Source organism: Finegoldia sp. P3-F-LR (assembly GCF_052932165.1).
This window is the reverse complement of sequence record NZ_JBRFJE010000009.1, coordinates 22275-40832: the sequence shown is the minus strand read 5'-3', so window position 1 is coordinate 40832 and position 18558 is coordinate 22275. Positions and strand designations below refer to the sequence as shown.

The 18558-nt window shown below is 31.0% G+C and carries 20 protein-coding genes; 3 read left to right on the top strand and 17 right to left on the bottom strand.

The genetic code is table 11. The features are described 5' to 3' along the window. Positions 1-159: 159 nt before the first annotated feature. From ACU68U_RS04900 to ACU68U_RS04875, 6 genes are all read right to left on the bottom strand, one after another. Positions 160-1353 carry an FprA family A-type flavoprotein gene (locus ACU68U_RS04900; protein WP_412970191.1) on the bottom strand — a complete coding sequence of 398 codons (1194 nt, stop codon included), beginning with the start codon at positions 1351-1353 and terminating at the stop codon, positions 160-162. A gap of 22 nt (positions 1354-1375) precedes the next feature. Next, on the bottom strand, positions 1376-2203 hold the full coding sequence (locus ACU68U_RS04895; protein WP_094203397.1) for a tRNA 2-thiocytidine biosynthesis TtcA family protein: 828 nt from the start codon (positions 2201-2203) through the stop codon (positions 1376-1378). Then, entirely contained in the window at positions 2178-3011 is an 834-nt protein-coding gene (locus ACU68U_RS04890; RefSeq protein WP_154272987.1) for an MBL fold metallo-hydrolase, read from the bottom strand. The genes ACU68U_RS04895 and ACU68U_RS04890 overlap by 26 nt, the downstream gene beginning before the upstream one ends. Before the next feature lie 99 nt (positions 3012-3110). After that, the gene (locus ACU68U_RS04885; protein WP_446762846.1) at positions 3111-4337 is read right to left on the bottom strand and encodes an O-antigen ligase family protein; all 1227 of its coding nucleotides are present in this window, start codon (positions 4335-4337) and stop codon (positions 3111-3113) included. 182 nt (positions 4338-4519) lie between these two features. Next, entirely contained in the window at positions 4520-5509 is a 990-nt protein-coding gene (gene argF / locus ACU68U_RS04880; protein ID WP_154271948.1) for an ornithine carbamoyltransferase, read from the bottom strand. Between the two features lie 2 nt (positions 5510-5511). Then, entirely contained in the window at positions 5512-6693 is a 1182-nt protein-coding gene (locus tag ACU68U_RS04875; RefSeq protein ID WP_094203393.1) for an arginine deiminase, read from the bottom strand. A gap of 138 nt (positions 6694-6831) precedes the next feature. Between ACU68U_RS04875 and ACU68U_RS04870 the strand changes: the two genes are divergently transcribed. Then, the gene (locus tag ACU68U_RS04870) at positions 6832-7335 is read left to right on the top strand and encodes a GNAT family N-acetyltransferase (RefSeq protein ID WP_156849830.1); all 504 of its coding nucleotides are present in this window, start codon (positions 6832-6834) and stop codon (positions 7333-7335) included. A gap of 70 nt (positions 7336-7405) precedes the next feature. Here ACU68U_RS04870 and ACU68U_RS04865 read toward each other — a convergent pair whose 3' ends face one another. From ACU68U_RS04865 to ACU68U_RS04825, 9 genes are all read right to left on the bottom strand, one after another. Continuing rightward, positions 7406-7879: a hypothetical protein gene (locus ACU68U_RS04865; protein ID WP_156849831.1), complete on the bottom strand. Its 474-nt coding sequence runs from the start codon at positions 7877-7879 to the stop codon at positions 7406-7408. 122 nt (positions 7880-8001) lie between these two features. After that, entirely contained in the window at positions 8002-8991 is a 990-nt protein-coding gene (locus ACU68U_RS04860) for a GtrA family protein (RefSeq protein ID WP_446762845.1), read from the bottom strand. 17 nt (positions 8992-9008) lie between these two features. Next, positions 9009-9236, bottom strand: coding sequence for a DUF951 domain-containing protein (locus tag ACU68U_RS04855; protein ID WP_373276985.1), 228 nt, complete (start codon positions 9234-9236; stop codon positions 9009-9011). Next, the gene (locus tag ACU68U_RS04850; protein WP_316094581.1) at positions 9226-10065 is read right to left on the bottom strand and encodes a mechanosensitive ion channel family protein; all 840 of its coding nucleotides are present in this window, start codon (positions 10063-10065) and stop codon (positions 9226-9228) included. Before ACU68U_RS04850 ends, ACU68U_RS04855 begins: the two co-directional genes overlap by 11 nt. A gap of 3 nt (positions 10066-10068) precedes the next feature. After that, the gene (locus ACU68U_RS04845) at positions 10069-10323 is read right to left on the bottom strand and encodes a DUF3343 domain-containing protein (protein ID WP_002835422.1); all 255 of its coding nucleotides are present in this window, start codon (positions 10321-10323) and stop codon (positions 10069-10071) included. Continuing rightward, entirely contained in the window at positions 10323-10904 is a 582-nt protein-coding gene (gene yedF / locus ACU68U_RS04840; RefSeq protein ID WP_311437300.1) for a sulfurtransferase-like selenium metabolism protein YedF, read from the bottom strand. The genes ACU68U_RS04845 and yedF overlap by 1 nt, the downstream gene beginning before the upstream one ends. Positions 10905-10906: 2 nt before the next feature. Further along, on the bottom strand, positions 10907-11869 hold the full coding sequence (locus ACU68U_RS04835) for a hypothetical protein (protein WP_154271941.1): 963 nt from the start codon (positions 11867-11869) through the stop codon (positions 10907-10909). Then, the gene (locus tag ACU68U_RS04830; protein ID WP_446762844.1) at positions 11862-13400 is read right to left on the bottom strand and encodes a chloride channel protein; all 1539 of its coding nucleotides are present in this window, start codon (positions 13398-13400) and stop codon (positions 11862-11864) included. Before ACU68U_RS04830 ends, ACU68U_RS04835 begins: the two co-directional genes overlap by 8 nt. Then, positions 13400-14074 carry a hypothetical protein gene (locus tag ACU68U_RS04825; RefSeq protein WP_446762843.1) on the bottom strand — a complete coding sequence of 225 codons (675 nt, stop codon included), beginning with the start codon at positions 14072-14074 and terminating at the stop codon, positions 13400-13402. Before ACU68U_RS04825 ends, ACU68U_RS04830 begins: the two co-directional genes overlap by 1 nt. 124 nt (positions 14075-14198) lie before the next feature. Between ACU68U_RS04825 and ACU68U_RS04820 the strand changes: the two genes are divergently transcribed. Together ACU68U_RS04820 and ftsH are read left to right on the top strand one after the other, a co-directional pair. After that, the gene (locus ACU68U_RS04820; protein WP_446762842.1) at positions 14199-14636 is read left to right on the top strand and encodes a MarR family winged helix-turn-helix transcriptional regulator; all 438 of its coding nucleotides are present in this window, start codon (positions 14199-14201) and stop codon (positions 14634-14636) included. A 9-nt stretch (positions 14637-14645) separates the two neighbouring features. Further along, a complete protein-coding gene (ftsH, locus tag ACU68U_RS04815) occupies positions 14646-16532 on the top strand; it encodes an ATP-dependent zinc metalloprotease FtsH (protein WP_227905543.1) in 1887 nt (628 codons plus the stop codon). Positions 16533-16591: 59 nt separating this feature from the next. Here the strand turns inward: ftsH and ACU68U_RS04810 are convergent, their stop codons facing one another. Further along, positions 16592-17575, bottom strand: a complete 984-nt coding sequence (locus tag ACU68U_RS04810; protein WP_446762841.1) for a helix-turn-helix domain-containing protein — start codon at positions 17573-17575, stop codon at positions 16592-16594. Positions 17576-17732: 157 nt separating this feature from the next. Further along, on the bottom strand, positions 17733-18515 hold the full coding sequence (locus ACU68U_RS04805; RefSeq protein ID WP_446762840.1) for a P-loop NTPase: 783 nt from the start codon (positions 18513-18515) through the stop codon (positions 17733-17735). Between the last annotated feature and the right edge of the window lie 43 nt (positions 18516-18558).

Below are 18558 nucleotides of genomic sequence, written 5' to 3'. Positions count from 1 at the left end.
TATTATCCTAATAACCACTAAGCTATTTATACCCAACTTTATTCAATAATAACACTAAAAAACTCTTTTTTTTATTTTTTTGATAATTATTATTAATTTAACACATTTTTCAAATAAAAAAATAGAACCAATCAAATTAATGATTGGCTCTGAAGTTTATTATTTAATTTTCGCTGCAATTTCTTTTGCCATTTGTCTTAGACCTTGATCGTCTTCATCTTTCATACGACCTTTAGCTTCTACAACAGTTTCTGTTGTTTCGAATTTTCCTTCTTCAACAAATTGTTTTAGATTTTTGACAGCGCCACCGCTCCATCCATAAGATCCAAATACAGAAACTACATGATTTTTTAATTTTTGCATTTTCAATACGTTCAATAAATTGCTCATCACTGGATATACAGTGTTGTTATATGTGCAAGAACCTAATACTAATGATTTCTTTTCCCAGCAATTAGAAAGTATATATGATTCGTGAGTTTTACTTACATCAAATACTTCGATGTTTCTAACACCTTCAGCAGCTAAGTATCTAGCTAATTGATCTGCCATCAATTCTGTATTTCCATACATTGATGCATAAGCTATTACAACTCCTTCATTTACTTCATAAGTTGCCCATTTTGTATAATCTTCAACGATTTTTGAAGGTTGTTTTCTCCAAATACAACCATGAACAGGACAAATTGTTTTGATTTCAAGTGAAGATAATTTATTAATAGCACGTACAGCCATTTGAGAATATTTTCCAACGATATTTGTATAATATCTTCTGAATTCTGTTCTTCTAACTTCGTAATCTAATTCGTCATCAAATATTGCTCCGTCATTAGTTCCAAATCCACCGAAAATATCTTGTGAGAATAAAATTTTATTTTCAGAATCGTAACTAACCATTGATTCTGGCCAGTGAACCATTGCTGTTAAATAGAATGTTAGTTTTCTATCTCCTAAATCTAATTCGTCACCTTCTCCAACTTCGATAAAATGGTCAGAATCAATTTCAAAATAATCATTTAACATAGATCTTGTTTTCTTGTTTCCTACGATTTTTAAATCTGGATAAAGGTCTAAAATTTGTGGAATTGAACCTGAATGATCTGGTTCTATGTGATGAATTACCAAATAATCTAATTCTCTATCTTTTAAAATAGCTTTAACGCTATCTACAAATTCATCACTTTTGCTAACTTTTACAGTGTCCAACAAGCAAGTTTTTTCTCCTGTAAGTAAGTAAGAATTGTAAGCTACTCCATAAGGCAATGGCCACATGTTTTCAAAATATTCTGTTTGTCTGTCATTTACACCCAAGTAATATAAATTTTCTTGGATTTTAATTGGTTCTGTTCCCATATTTCCTCCTATAAATTAACAATTATAAATCATTTTCACCGTAAGTATCCAAAAAGTTATACTTTTCTCCATTATATTCATACCCAAGAATTCTAGATACATCAACATTTTCACTGGATTTAAATATAGAATTTTCTACATTAGTAAATCCTCTATCCGACAATTCTGCAATCAATAGTTTGATTTGTTTTCTCATAGATCCTTCTGTTTTCTTAGTTACAGAACAAGCACAATCTAATGCTTTTAATCCTGAGTAATTCAACCAACTTTTTACAGATTCTTCTCTAATCAAATACATCGGTCTGATAAGTTCAATTCCTTCAAAGTTATTAGAGTGAAGCTTTGGCATCATAGTTTTATAATTTCCAGAACACAAAACATTCAATAAAATTGTTTCAATTACATCATCAAAATGATGTCCCAATGCCATTTTATTGCAACCAAGTTCTTTTGCTTTGGAATAAAGCGCACCTCTTCTCATTCTCGCACACATGTAGCACGGATTGTTAGATGAAATTTTCTCGCTAACACTAAATACATCGGTATCATACATGTGATATGGAATGTTAAGTTTTTCAAAATTTTCCTTCTCAAGTCTAGTATTTTCTTCGCTATATCCTGGATTCATCGCTATAAATTCAAGATCAAAATTATTCATTCCGTGTTTTTGAAGTTCTTGGAATAATTTCGCAAGAAGTAAACTATCCTTGCCACCACTCATACACACAGCTATTTTGTCTCCGTCTTGAATTAAATCATATTCTTTTATGGCCTTTATAAACTTCGACCAAATGTGTTTTCTATATTTTTTTATAATTGCTCTTTCAACTTCTTGTACAGTTCTTTGCATATATCTCCATTTTTTCTAAATCTACTATGTTACTAGGGCTATATCTTTCAGCTACTTCTACTGTCGCAGCCTCTCCAACATCAAGTCCTAAACTCCTCAAATAATCTTCAACAGTACTTAGCGCTTTTCTTGGAGTATTGTTCTCCTTACTCAAATGTGCCAATTGAACCACTTCATGATTACCTCTTAAAATATCTCCCAATAAATACGCGCAGGAATCATTGGACAAATGTCCGTGATCTGACAATATTCTTTGTTTTAACGCTGGAGGATAGCTTCCGTACTTTAGCATATCGACATCATGATTTGCTTCAATAAAAAAAAGATTCGAATCTTTAATTTCTTCATACACGCTATCTTCGATAATTCCAGTATCAGTAACTAAAGAAATTTTCTTGTCGTCCTTGCTAATCACATAACCACAACTATTTGCGCTATCGTGACTAGTTTTAATCGGTAAAATATCCAAATCTTTGAAATTAATGTGTCTATTATTTTCGAAGACGTAAATATTCTTATCATTTATTTTTCCAATTTTGTTATCCATTGCATACCAAGTTTCAGTATTTGCGATAATTGGCAAATCGTATCTTCTACTCAACACGCCAATTCCTTTAATGTGGTCTGCGTGTTCATGAGTCACAAAGATTGCATCTAATTTACTTGGGTCTACGTTTATATATTTAAGTAGGTTTTCAATAGTTTTACCACTAAAACCTGCGTCGATTAAAATTTTGGAGTGTTCTGTCTCTATATATTCGCTATTTCCACTTGAACCGCTAGATAACGAACAGAATTTAAAACTCATTCAAAATCCTCCTTATTTACTATTATAATTGATATTGGGTTTTTTTTAAAGTAAAAAAGATAGTCGGCAAATTTTACCAACTATCTTGAAGTTTTTGTTTTATTTTTCGTAAATATTTTTTGTATTAAAAGATTTCTTATTCTTAAACAAACTTAATTCTGTAACTGGAACAGTTGATAATTCACCAACTCCTACCACAAATGTTAAAAATATGAACGAAGTTTGTGTCCAAAATATTGTAACATCCACCATACTGTGAATCATAACCATAATTATCATTGCAACAATCATTTTAGTGTATTTTTTTGAATACAAGCTTTTGATTTCTTTGAACAATTGACAGATAATTGGAACCAACAATCCTGCTCCTATCAATCCAAAATTAACCAAAATATCCAAATACAAATTGTGCGAATGAAGAATTGCACGATTTCTTATTGTAGCGTAAATATTGTGTATTCCTAGTGGGCCAACTCCTATTACAAAATTCTTCTTGAAAGCTTCAATAGCACTAATCCAAATAGATTTTCTAAGTCCCATATCAAAACCAATTTTGTCTATTCTTGGAATCAAATCCATTCTTCCAGCTGCAACAATTCCAACAAAAGCAAGTACAAATAAAGAAATAATCGCAATAGTATACTTTCTTTTTTTCATCATAATCGTAAGAGCAAACACCGATATGAAACTAGCAAACATCGCTCCTCTTGAATCTGTGATTAATAAAGTTAAAACGCTTAAAACCCCAACCACAAGAGAAAATAATCTTTCAAATGATTCTGTCGAAAAATATTTGTACGCACTGATTATCCCAACCAAAGAACAAACCATAGCATAATAATTTGCATTGAAAAAGAATGTTCCAACAGTAGTTCTATTCTCACTGATGTATTTCATAAATTGAGCGTAGTTGAATGAATTGTTCTTCAAAATTATCGAATACTGAGTCAATGTTATCAAAAAACAAAACGATGCAAACAACATTATAATTATCATACAGTCTTCCATAAATTGTTCTGTCATATTTTTCCTGATAAAGAGCACAAATACGAAAAGCACAAACATTCCGACTGTCGCAAGTATTCCATAAGTATTGTTGAACACAATGCTAACTACTAATGAATAAACAGCGAAGATCAATCCAAACACAGACAGATTAGTCTTGTCAAAAATTTCCTTGAATTTATTTTGATACACAAAATAAAACATATCCACTATCAAAACGCCGATTCCGATATAAAACGGCATAAACATTGCAATAGCGGTCAACAGAATAAATTTTTGATCTGTAGTGTAATCCAATATTCTATTGTAAAAACTTTTCATATTTCACCTCTCATTCGTATCATTACTTATATAATATCAAAAATTCGTTATAATATACGTTTTTTGACAAATCGTAACTATTGACGATGACAAGATATTTTATCAAAGATTTTAGAATTTTGCAATATTTTGCAATAAAAAATGAGAGATAACCCAAAAGCTATCTCTCAAAAATCTAAAATTTATTTATTGCCGATTGTTTCTACCATAACTGCTTTGATAGTGTGCATTCTGTTTTCAGCTTCATCAAATACTTTTGAATATTTGCTGTAGAATACTTCATCAGTTACTTCCATTTCTGACAAGCCAAATTTTTCGTGGATTTCACGACCAACTTTAGTTTCTAAGTTGTGGAAAGATGGTAAGCAGTGTAAGAAAATTACGTTAGGATTTTCAGTCATTTCGATTTTCTTCATATCTACTTGGTAATCTTTAAGCAAGTTGATTCTTTCTTCGAATTGAGCTTCTTCACCCATTGATACCCAAACGTCAGTGTAGATTACATCTGCACCTTTTAGGCTATTGAAATCATCTGTAACTGTGATTTTAGCACCAGATTCTTTGGCAATTTCTTGGATAGAGTTCATCATTTCGTTTGATGGATGTAATTCTTTTGGTGCAAGATTTACAAATTCCATACCTAATTTAGCAGCTCCAATCATTAAAGAGTTTGCCATGTTGTTTCTACCATCACCAACATAAACGAATTTAACTTGGTCTAAGTTTTTGTGGATGTTTTCTTTTACAGTTAAAAAGTCTGCTAAGATTTGTGTTGGATGATAAATATCAGTTAAACCATTCCAAACTGGAACTGAAGAATATTTTGCTAATTCTTCTACAGTTGCATGGTCAAATCCTCTAAATTCGATACCATCGTAGAATCTTGATAATACTAAAGCAGAGTCTCTTACAGATTCTTTCTTACCAAATTGGCTATCATTCATACCTAAGAATGTTACATTACCACCTTCATCGTGGCAAGCTGTTTCAAATGAACATCTTGTTCTAGTAGAAGTTTTTTCAAATAACAAAACAATGTTTTTGCCCTTTAAAGTTTCTCCTACAATACCCATTCTTTTCTTTTCTTTTAATGCAGCACTTACATTTAGTAAATGTTCGATTTCTTCTTTAGTGAAATCTTTTAAAGTTAAAAAATCTCTTCCTTTTAACATAATTACATCTCCCTTTCAAATGGCATACTCATACATCTTGGACCCCCACGTCCTCTAGATAATTCGCCTGATTTAATAGTTCTTATATTTACATCAGCTTCTTGTAGCAAGCTGTTTGTAACATTGTTTCTGTCGTAAACAATAACAGTATTTGGTGCAATCGCCAAAGTATTTGAACCGTCATTCCATTGTTCACGCATTTGATCTATTGGATTAGTTCCACCACATCTTATAATTTTTACATTATCAACGTGTAAATTTGTAGATAAAATTTCTTCTAATGAACCTTTTTGAACTTCTCTTTGTAAAGTATTATCTTCAAGATACAACTTTTCAACATACAAAGGTCCTTCGATTAGTGGGTGAACCGTAAAAATTCCCTTATCAATCATTGTAAACACAGTGTCCAAGTGCATAAATTCTCTTTTATTAGGAATTTTGAAAGACAAAACAAATTTAAAATCTGATTTTTCTAATAAATTCTTAGCGAATTTGTCCACACTTTCTTTTTGTGTTCTTTGAGAAATACCAACAGCTACACATTCGCTGTTTAAAATTAAAATATCTCCACCTTCGATAGAAGTGTCTTCTGTTCTATCGTAGATCTTTTCAATATCGTTGAATCTAGAATTATAAGTGAAAATGTATTTTGCATAAAGCGTTTCCCTATTTCTAGTTTCTGACCACATTCTGTTGATACTTACACAATTTCCCACAAAAGAAAATGGGTCTCTTGTGAAATACAAGTTAGGCATTGGATTAACAGCCAAAAGTCTTCCGCTTTCGTCGTTAATACCGATTTCATCTAATCTAACTCCTGCCATAGTTTTAAGTATCAATTCTTTCTCATCTGAAATATTTGTAAGTAAATCTCTTAGTAAATTGATTTCATCTGCGGATTTATTTCCCGATTCTTCAAGAAAATCTTCGATAAATTGTTTTCTAACGTCATCTTGTTTAATAGATTCTGCAGCCAAATCTTCTAGGTATAATACTTCAATACCTTCATTACGCATAGTTTCACAGAAAAAATCATGTTCTCTGATAGCATTTTCCAAGTAAGGAAGTTCATCGAACAATAGCTCTTCCATAAAATCAGGCGTCAAATTGTTTAATTCTTCTCCCGGTCTGTGAACTATTACAGATTTTAACTTATCAATCTCAGAGTAAATATTTGGTTTCAATATGTTGCCTCCTTAACTGATTTCCACATAAAATTATAACACATTTACAATAAAAATTAACACAAAAATATCGAAATTTTTTTAATATTAAAATACTTTTTGAAATATGTTAAAATTTTATATAAAATGAGGTGAGAAATGATTATTAAACACGCAAATAAAACTGATTTGATTGATATAATGGTAATAATAGAAAATGCCAAAATATATATGAAAGAAAACAAAATAAATCAATGGAGCGAAAATTATCCCAATGAAGATGTGTTCTTGGCTGACTTGAAAGAAAATAGATTATACGTAGCAGAGATTAAAGGAAAAGTTGTAGGAATGGCTGTGTTGGTCTTGGATGGAGATGCAGATTACAAAAACATTGATGGAAAATGGCTATCTGATGGAAAATACGGAGTAATTCATAGAATAGCAGTAAATCCAGACTACAAATCGCAAAATGTAGCCAAAAATCTGTTGGATTTCTTTGAAGATAAATTAAAAGAACTAAACTACGATTCAATTAGAGTGGACACTCACAAAGACAACAAATCCATGCTAAGATTTATTGAGAAAAACGGATTTCAAAAATGTGGGATAGTTTATATAAGAAAAACAGACGAGAGAATAGCATTCGAAAAACTACTGAAATAAAACAAAAAATAGCAAACCATTTACGTGAGGATTGTACGACGTTGGTTTGCTATTTTTTCAATTTACAATTTTAAGTATCAATTTCCGCAAAATACAAAGTATTAGTTTTTGTATCGTAGACCGCAAGTGTAAAATTTAAAGATGAACGTTTTAAAATATTTTGACTCTTGTCTTCTTGTCTGTCAATTAACATATAATAACCTTCCGAAATTTCTGGAAAAAGCGACCTGGAATTATGATCCTTCACATAAGATGATGTTTTTTCATCTCCATACATTAAAATTTTCGTTGTTTTATCCAATGGAAATTTCTTCCAGTTACTATCCGATTTTATCTGATTCAATGTATCGTTGCTATCAAATTCAAATGTTATAAATCTTGTTCCGTCTCCCATTGCTCCATGATCATCGTATTTCATGATTTGATTTGCTTTAACTAATTTTAAGTTAAGTTCATCAGAGACTCTTGATTTGTCACTTTGCGCACAACTTACCATTAATAGTGAAATGATAATCGCAAATAACAAATATCCAATTTTTTTCATAATAAACTCCTTTCAAAATTATTATACAACAAACCTAATGCACAAAAATCTACAAAATTTTAAAGATTTGCACTAAAAAAGCACTTCTATTAAAAATTCTATAATTTTTTCTATTAAAAGTGCTATTTGAATATTATTCTTTTTTGAATGTTGTAGCTTACTATGAACATCAAAGCTTCAGTTATAATTTTTGCCACAAAAACTTTAATTCCTAAACCTGACAAAATTTTCAACACAATAGTATTCAAAGCTAGTATGAACACTACTAACGTCACGTATTTGATGTATTTTTTTAAGATTTTATCTTTGTTTTTGAATACGTATTTGTTATTCACATAAAAGTTAAACGTGCTTGACACTGCCCTCGCTATTATATTGGACATCACCAAACTTTGTACGTCTAATTTGTAAACTAACAATAAAAAAGTAAAATAATCCACCAAAAAGCTCAAATAACTTGACGCAGAAAATTTCAGTATGCTTTTGTAGATTTTGACTGAATCTTTTAGTGCATTAAAATGACTTGTTTCATTATTTTCTATATAAATAGTTTCGATAGGAACTTGCATTATGCTTTCAGAATCGAATTCGTAAAGCATATTCATTTCATATTCGTATCTTTCGCCTTCGATTCTTATCATTTTATCAAGATTAGACATATTAAAAGCTCTGAGTCCCGTTTGCGTGTCCTTGATGTATTTTGATGAACTAGAATAAAATACCATTCTAGTTATAGTATTGCCAAGCAGAGATTTAAGAGGGATTCCTCTTTTCAAATCTCTCACTCCCAGTATCAACTTATCCTGATTTTGTTCAGAATATTCTATTAATTTCAAAATATCCTTGACCAAATGCTGTCCATCTGCATCACTTGTAACCACAGTCCCTGACGCTTGTTGTGATTTCAAATATTTGAATGCCGTTTTTAATGCGGCCCCTTTTCCCATATTTGTTTCATGCTCAAGAAGAACTATATTATTAAGTTTTGAAAAATCATATTCGCACGGACCGTCTTTAACCACAATTATATTGAGGTGGTTGTTGTTTAAATTTTCCACCAATTTTGTGAGTTTTTCATCTGGTTTGTACGCTGGTATTACAACGTAATTCATAATTCTCCTATCGTTTTTTATTCGTCATCTTCTGGTTCGTAATGAACTATGGATACAAATTTGCCGTTTTTATCTTGAATTTTCCTGATTCTTTTATTAAATTCTAACCTAGTAAGCCACACTATTTTATCGCAACCCAAACATTTCAATTTAATATCTGCTCCAGTTCTTAAAATCTCCCATTTGTTTTCACCACATGGGTGACCTTTTTTTAGTGTTACAATATCATTTACTTTATATTTCATCTTCATCACCTGCTACAAAATAACAATTCAAATCCATTGATTTTGATTTGGCTTTTTCTATGAATTTTTTGATAATTTCTCTTTGATACAAGTATTGAGATTCTGGTTTACAACTTCCCCAAATCGTAATAGTCATGGAGTTTTTATCCATTTTTGTAACGCCAATTAATTCTGGTTTTTTTACAATATCTGAATACTTATCGACCAATTCATCAGAAATCTCATTCACAATTTCAGTGTATTGATCCAAACTGTATTTAATTGGAACTTCCATTTTAACTTCAATTCTTTGGTTTTCTTTGGATAAATTAGTCACAGTGTTGATTTGACCATTACTTATCATATGAATAGCTCCGTCAAATCCTCTTATTTTTGTAATTCTAAGTCCCAATTCTTGAACGTTACCTTCAATTCCATTTATAATCACATGGTCTGTGACTTTGAATTGATTTTCAAGAATCAATGCAAGTCCACTAATTACATCTCTTATTATAAATTGTGCACCAAAACCAATGGCAACCCCACCAATACCAGCAGTAGCCAATATCTTATCTGTTTTTACTCCAAACAAATCTAGTACATGGACTACACAGAAAAAATAAATTATATATTTGATGGTATTGTTCAACAGTTTGGTAACTGTGATTTGTCTGCCTTCAATAGATTTTCCCTTTTTCATTAATAATTTATCGAAGCTTTTAGTTAAAATGCTTACGACGATTTGCGTAAGCACGATAATTAGCAGGGATAATAAAATCTTGGCCAACAAATTTAGTTGACCAGCAGAATTATAAAATATTTGGTTGAACTTTTCAATATTAAATAACATGAATTATTCTTTTACCTCATTTACAAAAATTACTCCATCTACTTTAAGATACGACCATATCTTAGCGATTGGAAGTTCTTTTTTCAATGCAATCATCTCATCTTTTTTATCAGGATCCAACATAATAGCTAATCCACAACTTTCAGAAATTTCCCTTGGAGTAGGGATAGTTTTAATATCGTATCCCATACTCACAAGTTTACTTTCTGTCATCATTGTAAAATTAACTGATGTAAAAGTTAGTAATATTTTTTCCATTATCTTATAATTACATTTCTGTCAGCTTTTGATAAAGTATCGTAAATTACATACATGTTAGTAACTTCGCCTATCAAAAGTTTTTCTTTTCTGTCGTAGAAGTCCAAACAAGCGCCACAAGTCATAATCTTTGCGCCTTTTTCTTCGATTCTCTTTAAATCGTCGATAACTTCTGAGCCTTCAGTTGTCAAATGTATTCCGTAGTTGAAGAATAATAATGTACTTGGTACTTCGTCGGCTTCTGCTATAGAATAAATGTATGATTTAATAAGTGATTTCCCTAATTTTTCATCTCCATCACCCATTCTATCGCTTGAGAATGCTAAAACTAAATTACCGTTAGTTTCTTCAACCTTTTTTTGTGCTCCCTTTTCTTTTACGATAGTAGTTTCAAATCCATAATCTGTTTCTACATAACTGAATTCGAAACCTTGACCATTTGCGTATTTTTGTAAATTTTCAACACAGTACATGTCGTCAACTTGTGTCTTAACAGTACCTTCTTCTAATTCATCAAATACATTTTTTGTCATAATAATTGGTCTTGGACAAACTTGTCCTCTTGCATCTACAATTTCCATAATTACCTAATCCTTTCTATTCTGTTATTAAATACTAAATAAAAATCATCTTCTCCTGTAATTGATTTAAGATCCGATGCTTTATATTCCACTAGTTTGGAATCCTCAAACATAAAATACCCATTTTGGTTATATAATATGCAGTTTTTGTCATTAGAATATATTTTAAGTGAATCATCTATCTTAGATTGGCTCACCAATTTCAAATCCTTATCGTAAATTAAAAGTTCCCCATTTTTTGTAATTACATATACATTTTTATCTGAAACCCCAACATCTTTTGTACCGTCGAATGATTTCGATTTTGTAATTTTAGCTTTGTCAAAAACTTTGATGTACCCATCAAATACTACGATTAATTTGCCATCGACATATTTCATTCTAAAAATCGGCTTATCGATGAAAATATTTTTGTAAACGAGTCCCTTGTCATCGTACATGTAAATCTTAGAAAAAATTCTTCCATCACGCTTTCCTATCGTGCTAAAAGCATAATTTGATTTATCCGATACTATCAAGCTAGATACTTCGTCTTTCATCTCAAAACTTTCCAAAATTTTCATATTATTAACAATTGAAAATTCATTTTGTGTATCGACAATAATATGGTCTTTGTTTGCAAAAATATAAGAAATATCAGACTTAAAAGATAGCTTCGAATTCACCTTTCCTTTTGTATTATATTGCAACAAATCCTTTTTATCAATCAAATAAAGAAATTTGCCATCAAAATAATAAGGCTTTTTGTCGTCGTAATCTTGTTTTAGAATTAAGTTTTCATTTTGGTACATCAAAATCTTGTTATCGTAGTGAGTTACTACGTAATTTTTCTTCAATACGGTGCTATTTCCAGTGTTAATATTGTATACATTTTTTTTAGAAAACATCATCACTGCCAAGACACATACAAGAATAGCGACAACTGCAAGTAATATATAGTTCAAGTTTTCTTTTATTTTATCCATTATTTTCTCCAAAAACTTCAAGAACTTTCATTCTAGTATCATAAAGTTGTTCATCTTTTACTAAAACAGTGACGATATCTCCTGTTTTCAGTACACTATCTCCATTTGGAACGTATTTTTCGCCATTTGAATCCACTTCTGCAATTAAAGCATCTTTTGGAAATTCAATATCTTTGATTTTTTTATTGGAAACACAATTTTCATATCCAAGTTTTATATCAAACATTGTGAATTTATCATTAACACCTTTTCCAACAACTCTTTTGTTCAACATTCTCTTTAATAAAATATCGTAAATTGGTTCGAAATTTAAAGCCATGCATATAAAATATGCCATGATTGAACAAAATGCCAACCCCAATAGATGTGTCATATTTCCATTTAATTCCAGTACCAACACAACACTCAAAAGAGGACTTCTAACAACAGCTGTTAGAACGCAAACCATAGAAAGCACAACAAAATTTGACAAATAAACATCTTGCACAACTCCGAAAGCACTCATTAAATTAAAATAAAATAATCCTGTAATTCCACCTAGAACCAAAACCGGCAAGAAAATACCACCTTGAGTTCCAGTTGCATAAGATGTTGATGTCATAAACATTTTAAATAACAAAAGTATTATCAGCAATAAAAATGAATTGTAATTGTGTGCTGCCATGTTTTCTATAAATGAATGTCCGCCACCTAAAATATCTTTGTAGAATAATCCAACTACAGATACAAACGCAAAAAATATCGCTATTTTCAAATCTTGTTCAAGCTTAATTTTCGCAAATACATCTTGGAAAAACGTGATTGAATAATTAAATAATTTCCCAACGGCACAGCAAAGTATAATCATCGGAAAAATCAACAAATAGTATTTTGTTGGCAGTACATGAGTCATTCCAAAAGAAAACACTGGTTTGATTTTGAATATTCCAACAGCTATGACATCAGCAACCACCGCTGCTGCAAAACTTATTGCAACTACTTTTTTTGAAAAAGATTTATGAAGTTCTTCCAATATGAAAACAAGACCTGAAATTGGTGCTGAAAAAGCAGCTGAAAGACCTGCCGCAGCTCCTGCAGTTAAATACAATTTCTCATCCGTTTTGCTTTTTCCAAATTTTTCTGATAGCCACTTAGCACTACTAGCTCCCAATTGAATTGAAGGGCCTTCTCTTCCCAAAGAAAGTCCCACTAATGAGGCAATTGCTCCTCCTACAATTTTGGAAACAGTAACTCTAAAACTATTTTGATTAAAAGCTCCGATAAGTTCTCCTTGAACTTGCGGAATACCACTGCCACCAGAAAGTGGAGCCCATTTAAGTAATTTGCTAACCACAATTCCTAGGACAAATGATACTGCGATAATTAAAATAGCTCTTGAAAAACTGTTGTTAGAATAAACGGCATTTCTAACCACTTCTAATTTACTTAACAAATATCTGTAAAAGACAGCCAGTCCACCTGAAAATACTCCGATGGATAAACTTCCTAAGAAAAGTGACATAGAAGAGCCTATTTTAAACTTTGTTTTCATTAAATAATCACGCTTTCTAAAAATTCTCTAAATCTATCGATATTATATGTAACTGAAATGTACGTTTCAATTCCCTCTCCTTCAATCAAATTATTTTCTTCATCAATTTTTAAATTTGTTTGTGCATAAATAAAATGATCTTTTTTGGAGTATGCGTACAACAAGAACAAATCTCCAATTAGTTTTTCTGATGATTCATCAAACATTTCATTCAAAATATCAGTATAATCATTCTTGTTAAATGTGTCATTTGTAATCATAAACACACTTTTACCATTTAATACATTCAAATCGCCGTTGTCTGATTTTACGTATTTATCGTACATGAAAATATCATCTAATGATTCAAGAGTCTCAGTGTTTTCCGTAAAAAATTCTGACAAATATTTCATGTTAGAGAAATTAAGCAAATCAATATTTTTAAAATCACCTAAAAATCTTGATAATACGACATCATTTTCACTCATAAAATCTTTCAAAAATACAACTTCTACATCCCAATCCAAATTATCCATCAAATCTAGAACGTTATTATTTACATCAGATTCTATTGTAATTAAAGATATTTCAAAAATTTCTATATTATATAAAATTACGAGTAAATCCATAGCTTGTGTACTAGACTCAAAATTCACCCACAATTTTTTATAGTCTTTTTTATTAAAATTTTCCATATTTTACATTTATCTCCATAATTTCTATATAATTAACATATATACTGTAATTAGTGGATAACCACTTATGTGTATTTTATTATATCAAAACACATAATATTTTAAAAATTAAATGGAGGAAAATATGGATTACAATTTAATTAACACAGAGTTATCTCAATTGTTGAGAGAAACTTATCGTAAAACAGACGCTTTATTGGCACCAATTTCAGATAAATACGGATTAACTATTATGAAAGTTAAAACTTTATTTGAATTAGGCAAAAATGATGATTTGACTATCGGTGATATCGGAGTTTTAGTTGGTATGGCTGGTGGAAACATCTCTAACTTGTGTAAAGCACTAGAAAAAGAAGGATATGTTTCAAGAAAAAGATCTGAAAAAGACGAAAGAATTGTTACTGTTCGTTTGACAGAAAAAGGTAAGAAAATCATCAACAATATCGTTGAAGAAATTTCTGAAAAATACAAAAAACAAATTAAATTAACTAACGAAGAATACAATAGTATTATCAAAAGTTTGAATTTATTAAACGAAAAATTAAACATTGAATTAATGTAGTGGCAAAATATGAAAGAAAACAAGCAAAATAAGAAGAAGATAATAATTTATTATCTTATAGCTATAGTTCTTTATGCTGTGGTTGCCGGCTTGCTTTTCCCTACTTTTTCAAAAACAAAAGAAGAAGAAGTACCTTACAATAAATTTATCGAAATGCTCGATAAAGGAGAAGTTAAAGAGGTAAAAATATTAGACACTCATATCAATTTCAAAGCAAAGGATAAAAACAACGTCATTTATAAAGCAGGTTTGATTAGAGACGAAAAATTAGTTGATCGTCTATTGGAAAGTAAAGTCCAATTTTCAAGCGACATTCCTAGTAAATATGCACCACTTTTATCAATTTTCTTACAATTTGTCTTGCCATTTATAATAATATTTGGGTTCTTGCAATTAGCAATGAGCCAAGCTACTAAAAAAATGGGAGGCAATGCATTACAATTTGGTAAGAGCAATGCAAAAATTTACGTTGAAAGTCAAACTGGAAAGAAATTTACAGATGTTGCTGGTCAAGAAGAAGCTAAGGATGCTTTGTTGGAAGTTGTCGACTTCTTGCACGATCCAAAAAGATACAACGAAATTGGTGCAGTGTTGCCAAAGGGTGTTTTATTAGTGGGCCCTCCTGGAACTGGTAAGACTTTGCTTGCACAAGCTGTTGCTGGTGAGGCAAAAGTTCCATTCTTTTCAATGAGTGGTTCAGAATTCGTTGAAATGTTTGTCGGATTAGGAGCTAGTAAAGTTCGTGATTTGTTCAAACAAGCAGCAGAAAAAGCTCCTTGTATTGTATTCATCGACGAAATAGATGCTATCGGTAAGAGACGTGATACTGCTGGAATTTCTGGTAACGACGAAAGAGAACAAACTCTTAACCAATTATTAAATGAAATGGACGGTTTCAGTGGGAATTCAGGAGTTGTTATACTAGCTGCTACTAATAGACCTGAAATTTTAGACCCAGCACTTACTAGACCTGGTAGATTTGACAGACAAATTCCTGTTGAACTTCCAGATTTACAAGGACGTATCGATATTCTTAAAGTTCACGCACGTAAAATCAAAATCGAAAAAGATTTGGATTACAAAGCTGTTGCTTTGATGACAGCAGGTACAAGTGGTGCTCAATTGGCAAATATCGTAAATGAAGCTGCACTAAGAGCTGTTAGAATGGGAAGAAATATCGTAACACAAGAAGATTTGATAGAATCTGTTGAAGTTGTAATAGCTGGTCAACAAAGAAAAGGCACAGTTATAACTCCAAAAGAAAAAGAACTTATAGCTTATCACGAAGTTGGACACGCATTAGTTGCTGCAATGCAATCACATTCCGCCCCAGTTACTAAGATTACAATTATTCCTAGAACAAGCGGTGCGTTGGGCTACACAATGCAAGTAGATCAAGAAGAAAAATTCCTCATGAACAAAGAAGAACTATTTAACATGATAGTTACATTAACAGGAGGAAGAAGTGCAGAAGAAGTTGTGTTTAACACAAGAACTACTGGAGCTTCAAATGATATAGAAAAAGCTACAAAAATCGCTCGTGCGATGGTCACTCAGTACGGTATGACTGACGAATTCGACATGATGAGTTTGGAAACTACAAACTCAAAATATCTTGGCGGTGGCAATACTTTAGCTGCAAGCGATCATAAAGCAGGTCAAATAGATAATAAAGTAGAATCTATAATAAAAGCTGCTCACGAAAAAGCTAGAAATATTTTAACTGAAAACATCGATAAACTTCACGAAATTTCAAAATTCTTGCTAGAAAAAGAAACTATCACAGGCGAAGAATTCATGGAAATTCTTAATCTTGAAGATGAAAAGAAACCTGAAATAGATGAAAACACAGTGAAAAAAGAAGAAGTCGATGATACTACAGTTAGCGATTTATAAAAACAAAAACATTCTCTATTTTGAGTTTACTCAACATTAGAGAATGTTTTTTTGATTTATTATTTCATTTTATTGTTGAAATGAGATTTTAAGATGAAATAAAATGCCGCAAATAAAACCGCTCCTGCTGCAAAAATCACCCAAGTGATTTCCCATCTGCTCGTATACAAACTAACTGCAAGATATACTGCTGTGATTATTAGCCAGAAGGCTGTAATATATCCGCTCATCTTTTCTCTCAATTTTTTATTTTTCATAGTGTAATCTTCTACTTGAAGTAGCATGTTATAACTTGATATCACAGAAAGCTTTTTGATTAAAATATTAGTAGCTACTGATACAATAATTAACAACAATATTACAGACGATAATTGCAATACTTCGCTATCTGATATAGATACAAGTATGACAGGAATCACACATAATATATACATTATTATCGCAGTGGCTATTGCTTTATTATCTTTTTGTTCTCTTTCTTCCTTTTTCTTTTCAACTAATCCTTTTACGCCATATGATAAATTAAATGATTCTTTTGAAATAAAGTCATATTTTTCAATTAAATTCGCCTTCACTATCAATTTATATACACCAAAAGCAATTATAAGAAATAATACAACAATTCCTCCTATGGCGAAAAAATCTTCGCTCTTAACATTTGTTGTTAACGCTATGATTTGAGATACCAAAACTGCAACAGGAGATATTATGAATAAGCTTATGCTCTCAGCAACGTTATTTGAATATTCTTCGTATGCACTCATAAAATCATTAGCATCTTCTGCGCTAATTATCTTCTTAGCCTCCAACTCTTCGACAGTATCATCCGAATATTCAATATCATCAATTTCATCCTTTAATAAGTAGTCTGTTTTTACTCCAAAAACATCACTCAATTGAATAATCTTATTGATATCTGGAATTGAGTTTCCCATTTCCCATTTCGATACAGATTGTCTGCTAACGCCTAACTTTTCTGCCAATTCTTCTTGAGTTAGATTATTCTTTTTTCTAAGAAGAACTATCTTGTCACTTAATATCATTTCAAACCTCCTTGGATTTTTGTTAATTTAATTTTATGAAATCTTGCAGTTGATTGCTACAAACTTTGATTTGAAATTACGCAACCACCGGTTGCAATTTTGATATTTCCCTCATTTATGAAAAAAACTAGCCCCAAACGAGCTAGTTTTATAAGTTTTATAAAGTTTCTATTTTTTCTGTAATATTTTCCAAATAATTTGTTTCGACTTCACTTATCTTTCCATTTTCAGTTAATTTTGAAATCTCTGGATTAATTGGAAGTTTGCAAACTGTATCGATATTTTCTTCTTCGGCAATTTTATCAACAGTGCTTGTTCCGAAAACTTCGATGTGTTTTCCACAATCAGGGCATTCCAAGTAGCTCATATTTTCAACTACACCTATTACTTTTTTGCCCATCATTTTTGCCATATGCAATGCTTTTTTTACAATTATTTCAACAAGTCCTGATGGAGACATCGCTACAACAATTCCTTTAATTGGAATTGATTGAAATACTGTCAATGGAACATCACCAGTTCCTGGTGGCATATCCACAAATAAATAATCTAAATCTCCCCAATTTACATCTTGATAAAATTGTTTAACAACGCCTGCGATTACAGGTCCTCTCCAAATTACTGCATCATCATCTTTTGGAAGCATCAAATTCATTGAGATAACTTTGATTCCATTAGATGTCGTAACTGGGTTGATGTGACCTTCTGAGTCAGCTGTTGCCTTTTCAGTTAATCCAAAATATTTCGGAATAGATGGCCCTGTAATATCACCATCCATGATACCAACTTTATATCCTTTTTTTGCCATTTCGTTTGCCAATAGACAAGTAACAAGGCTTTTTCCTACTCCACCTTTACCACTTACTATTCCGACGATGTTTTTTATATTACTTCCTGTATTTGATTCGATCAAAAAATTAGGAACTTTTCTTTCTGTCATAATTTCACCCCATTAAAAATTATACCTAAATATTCTCACATAA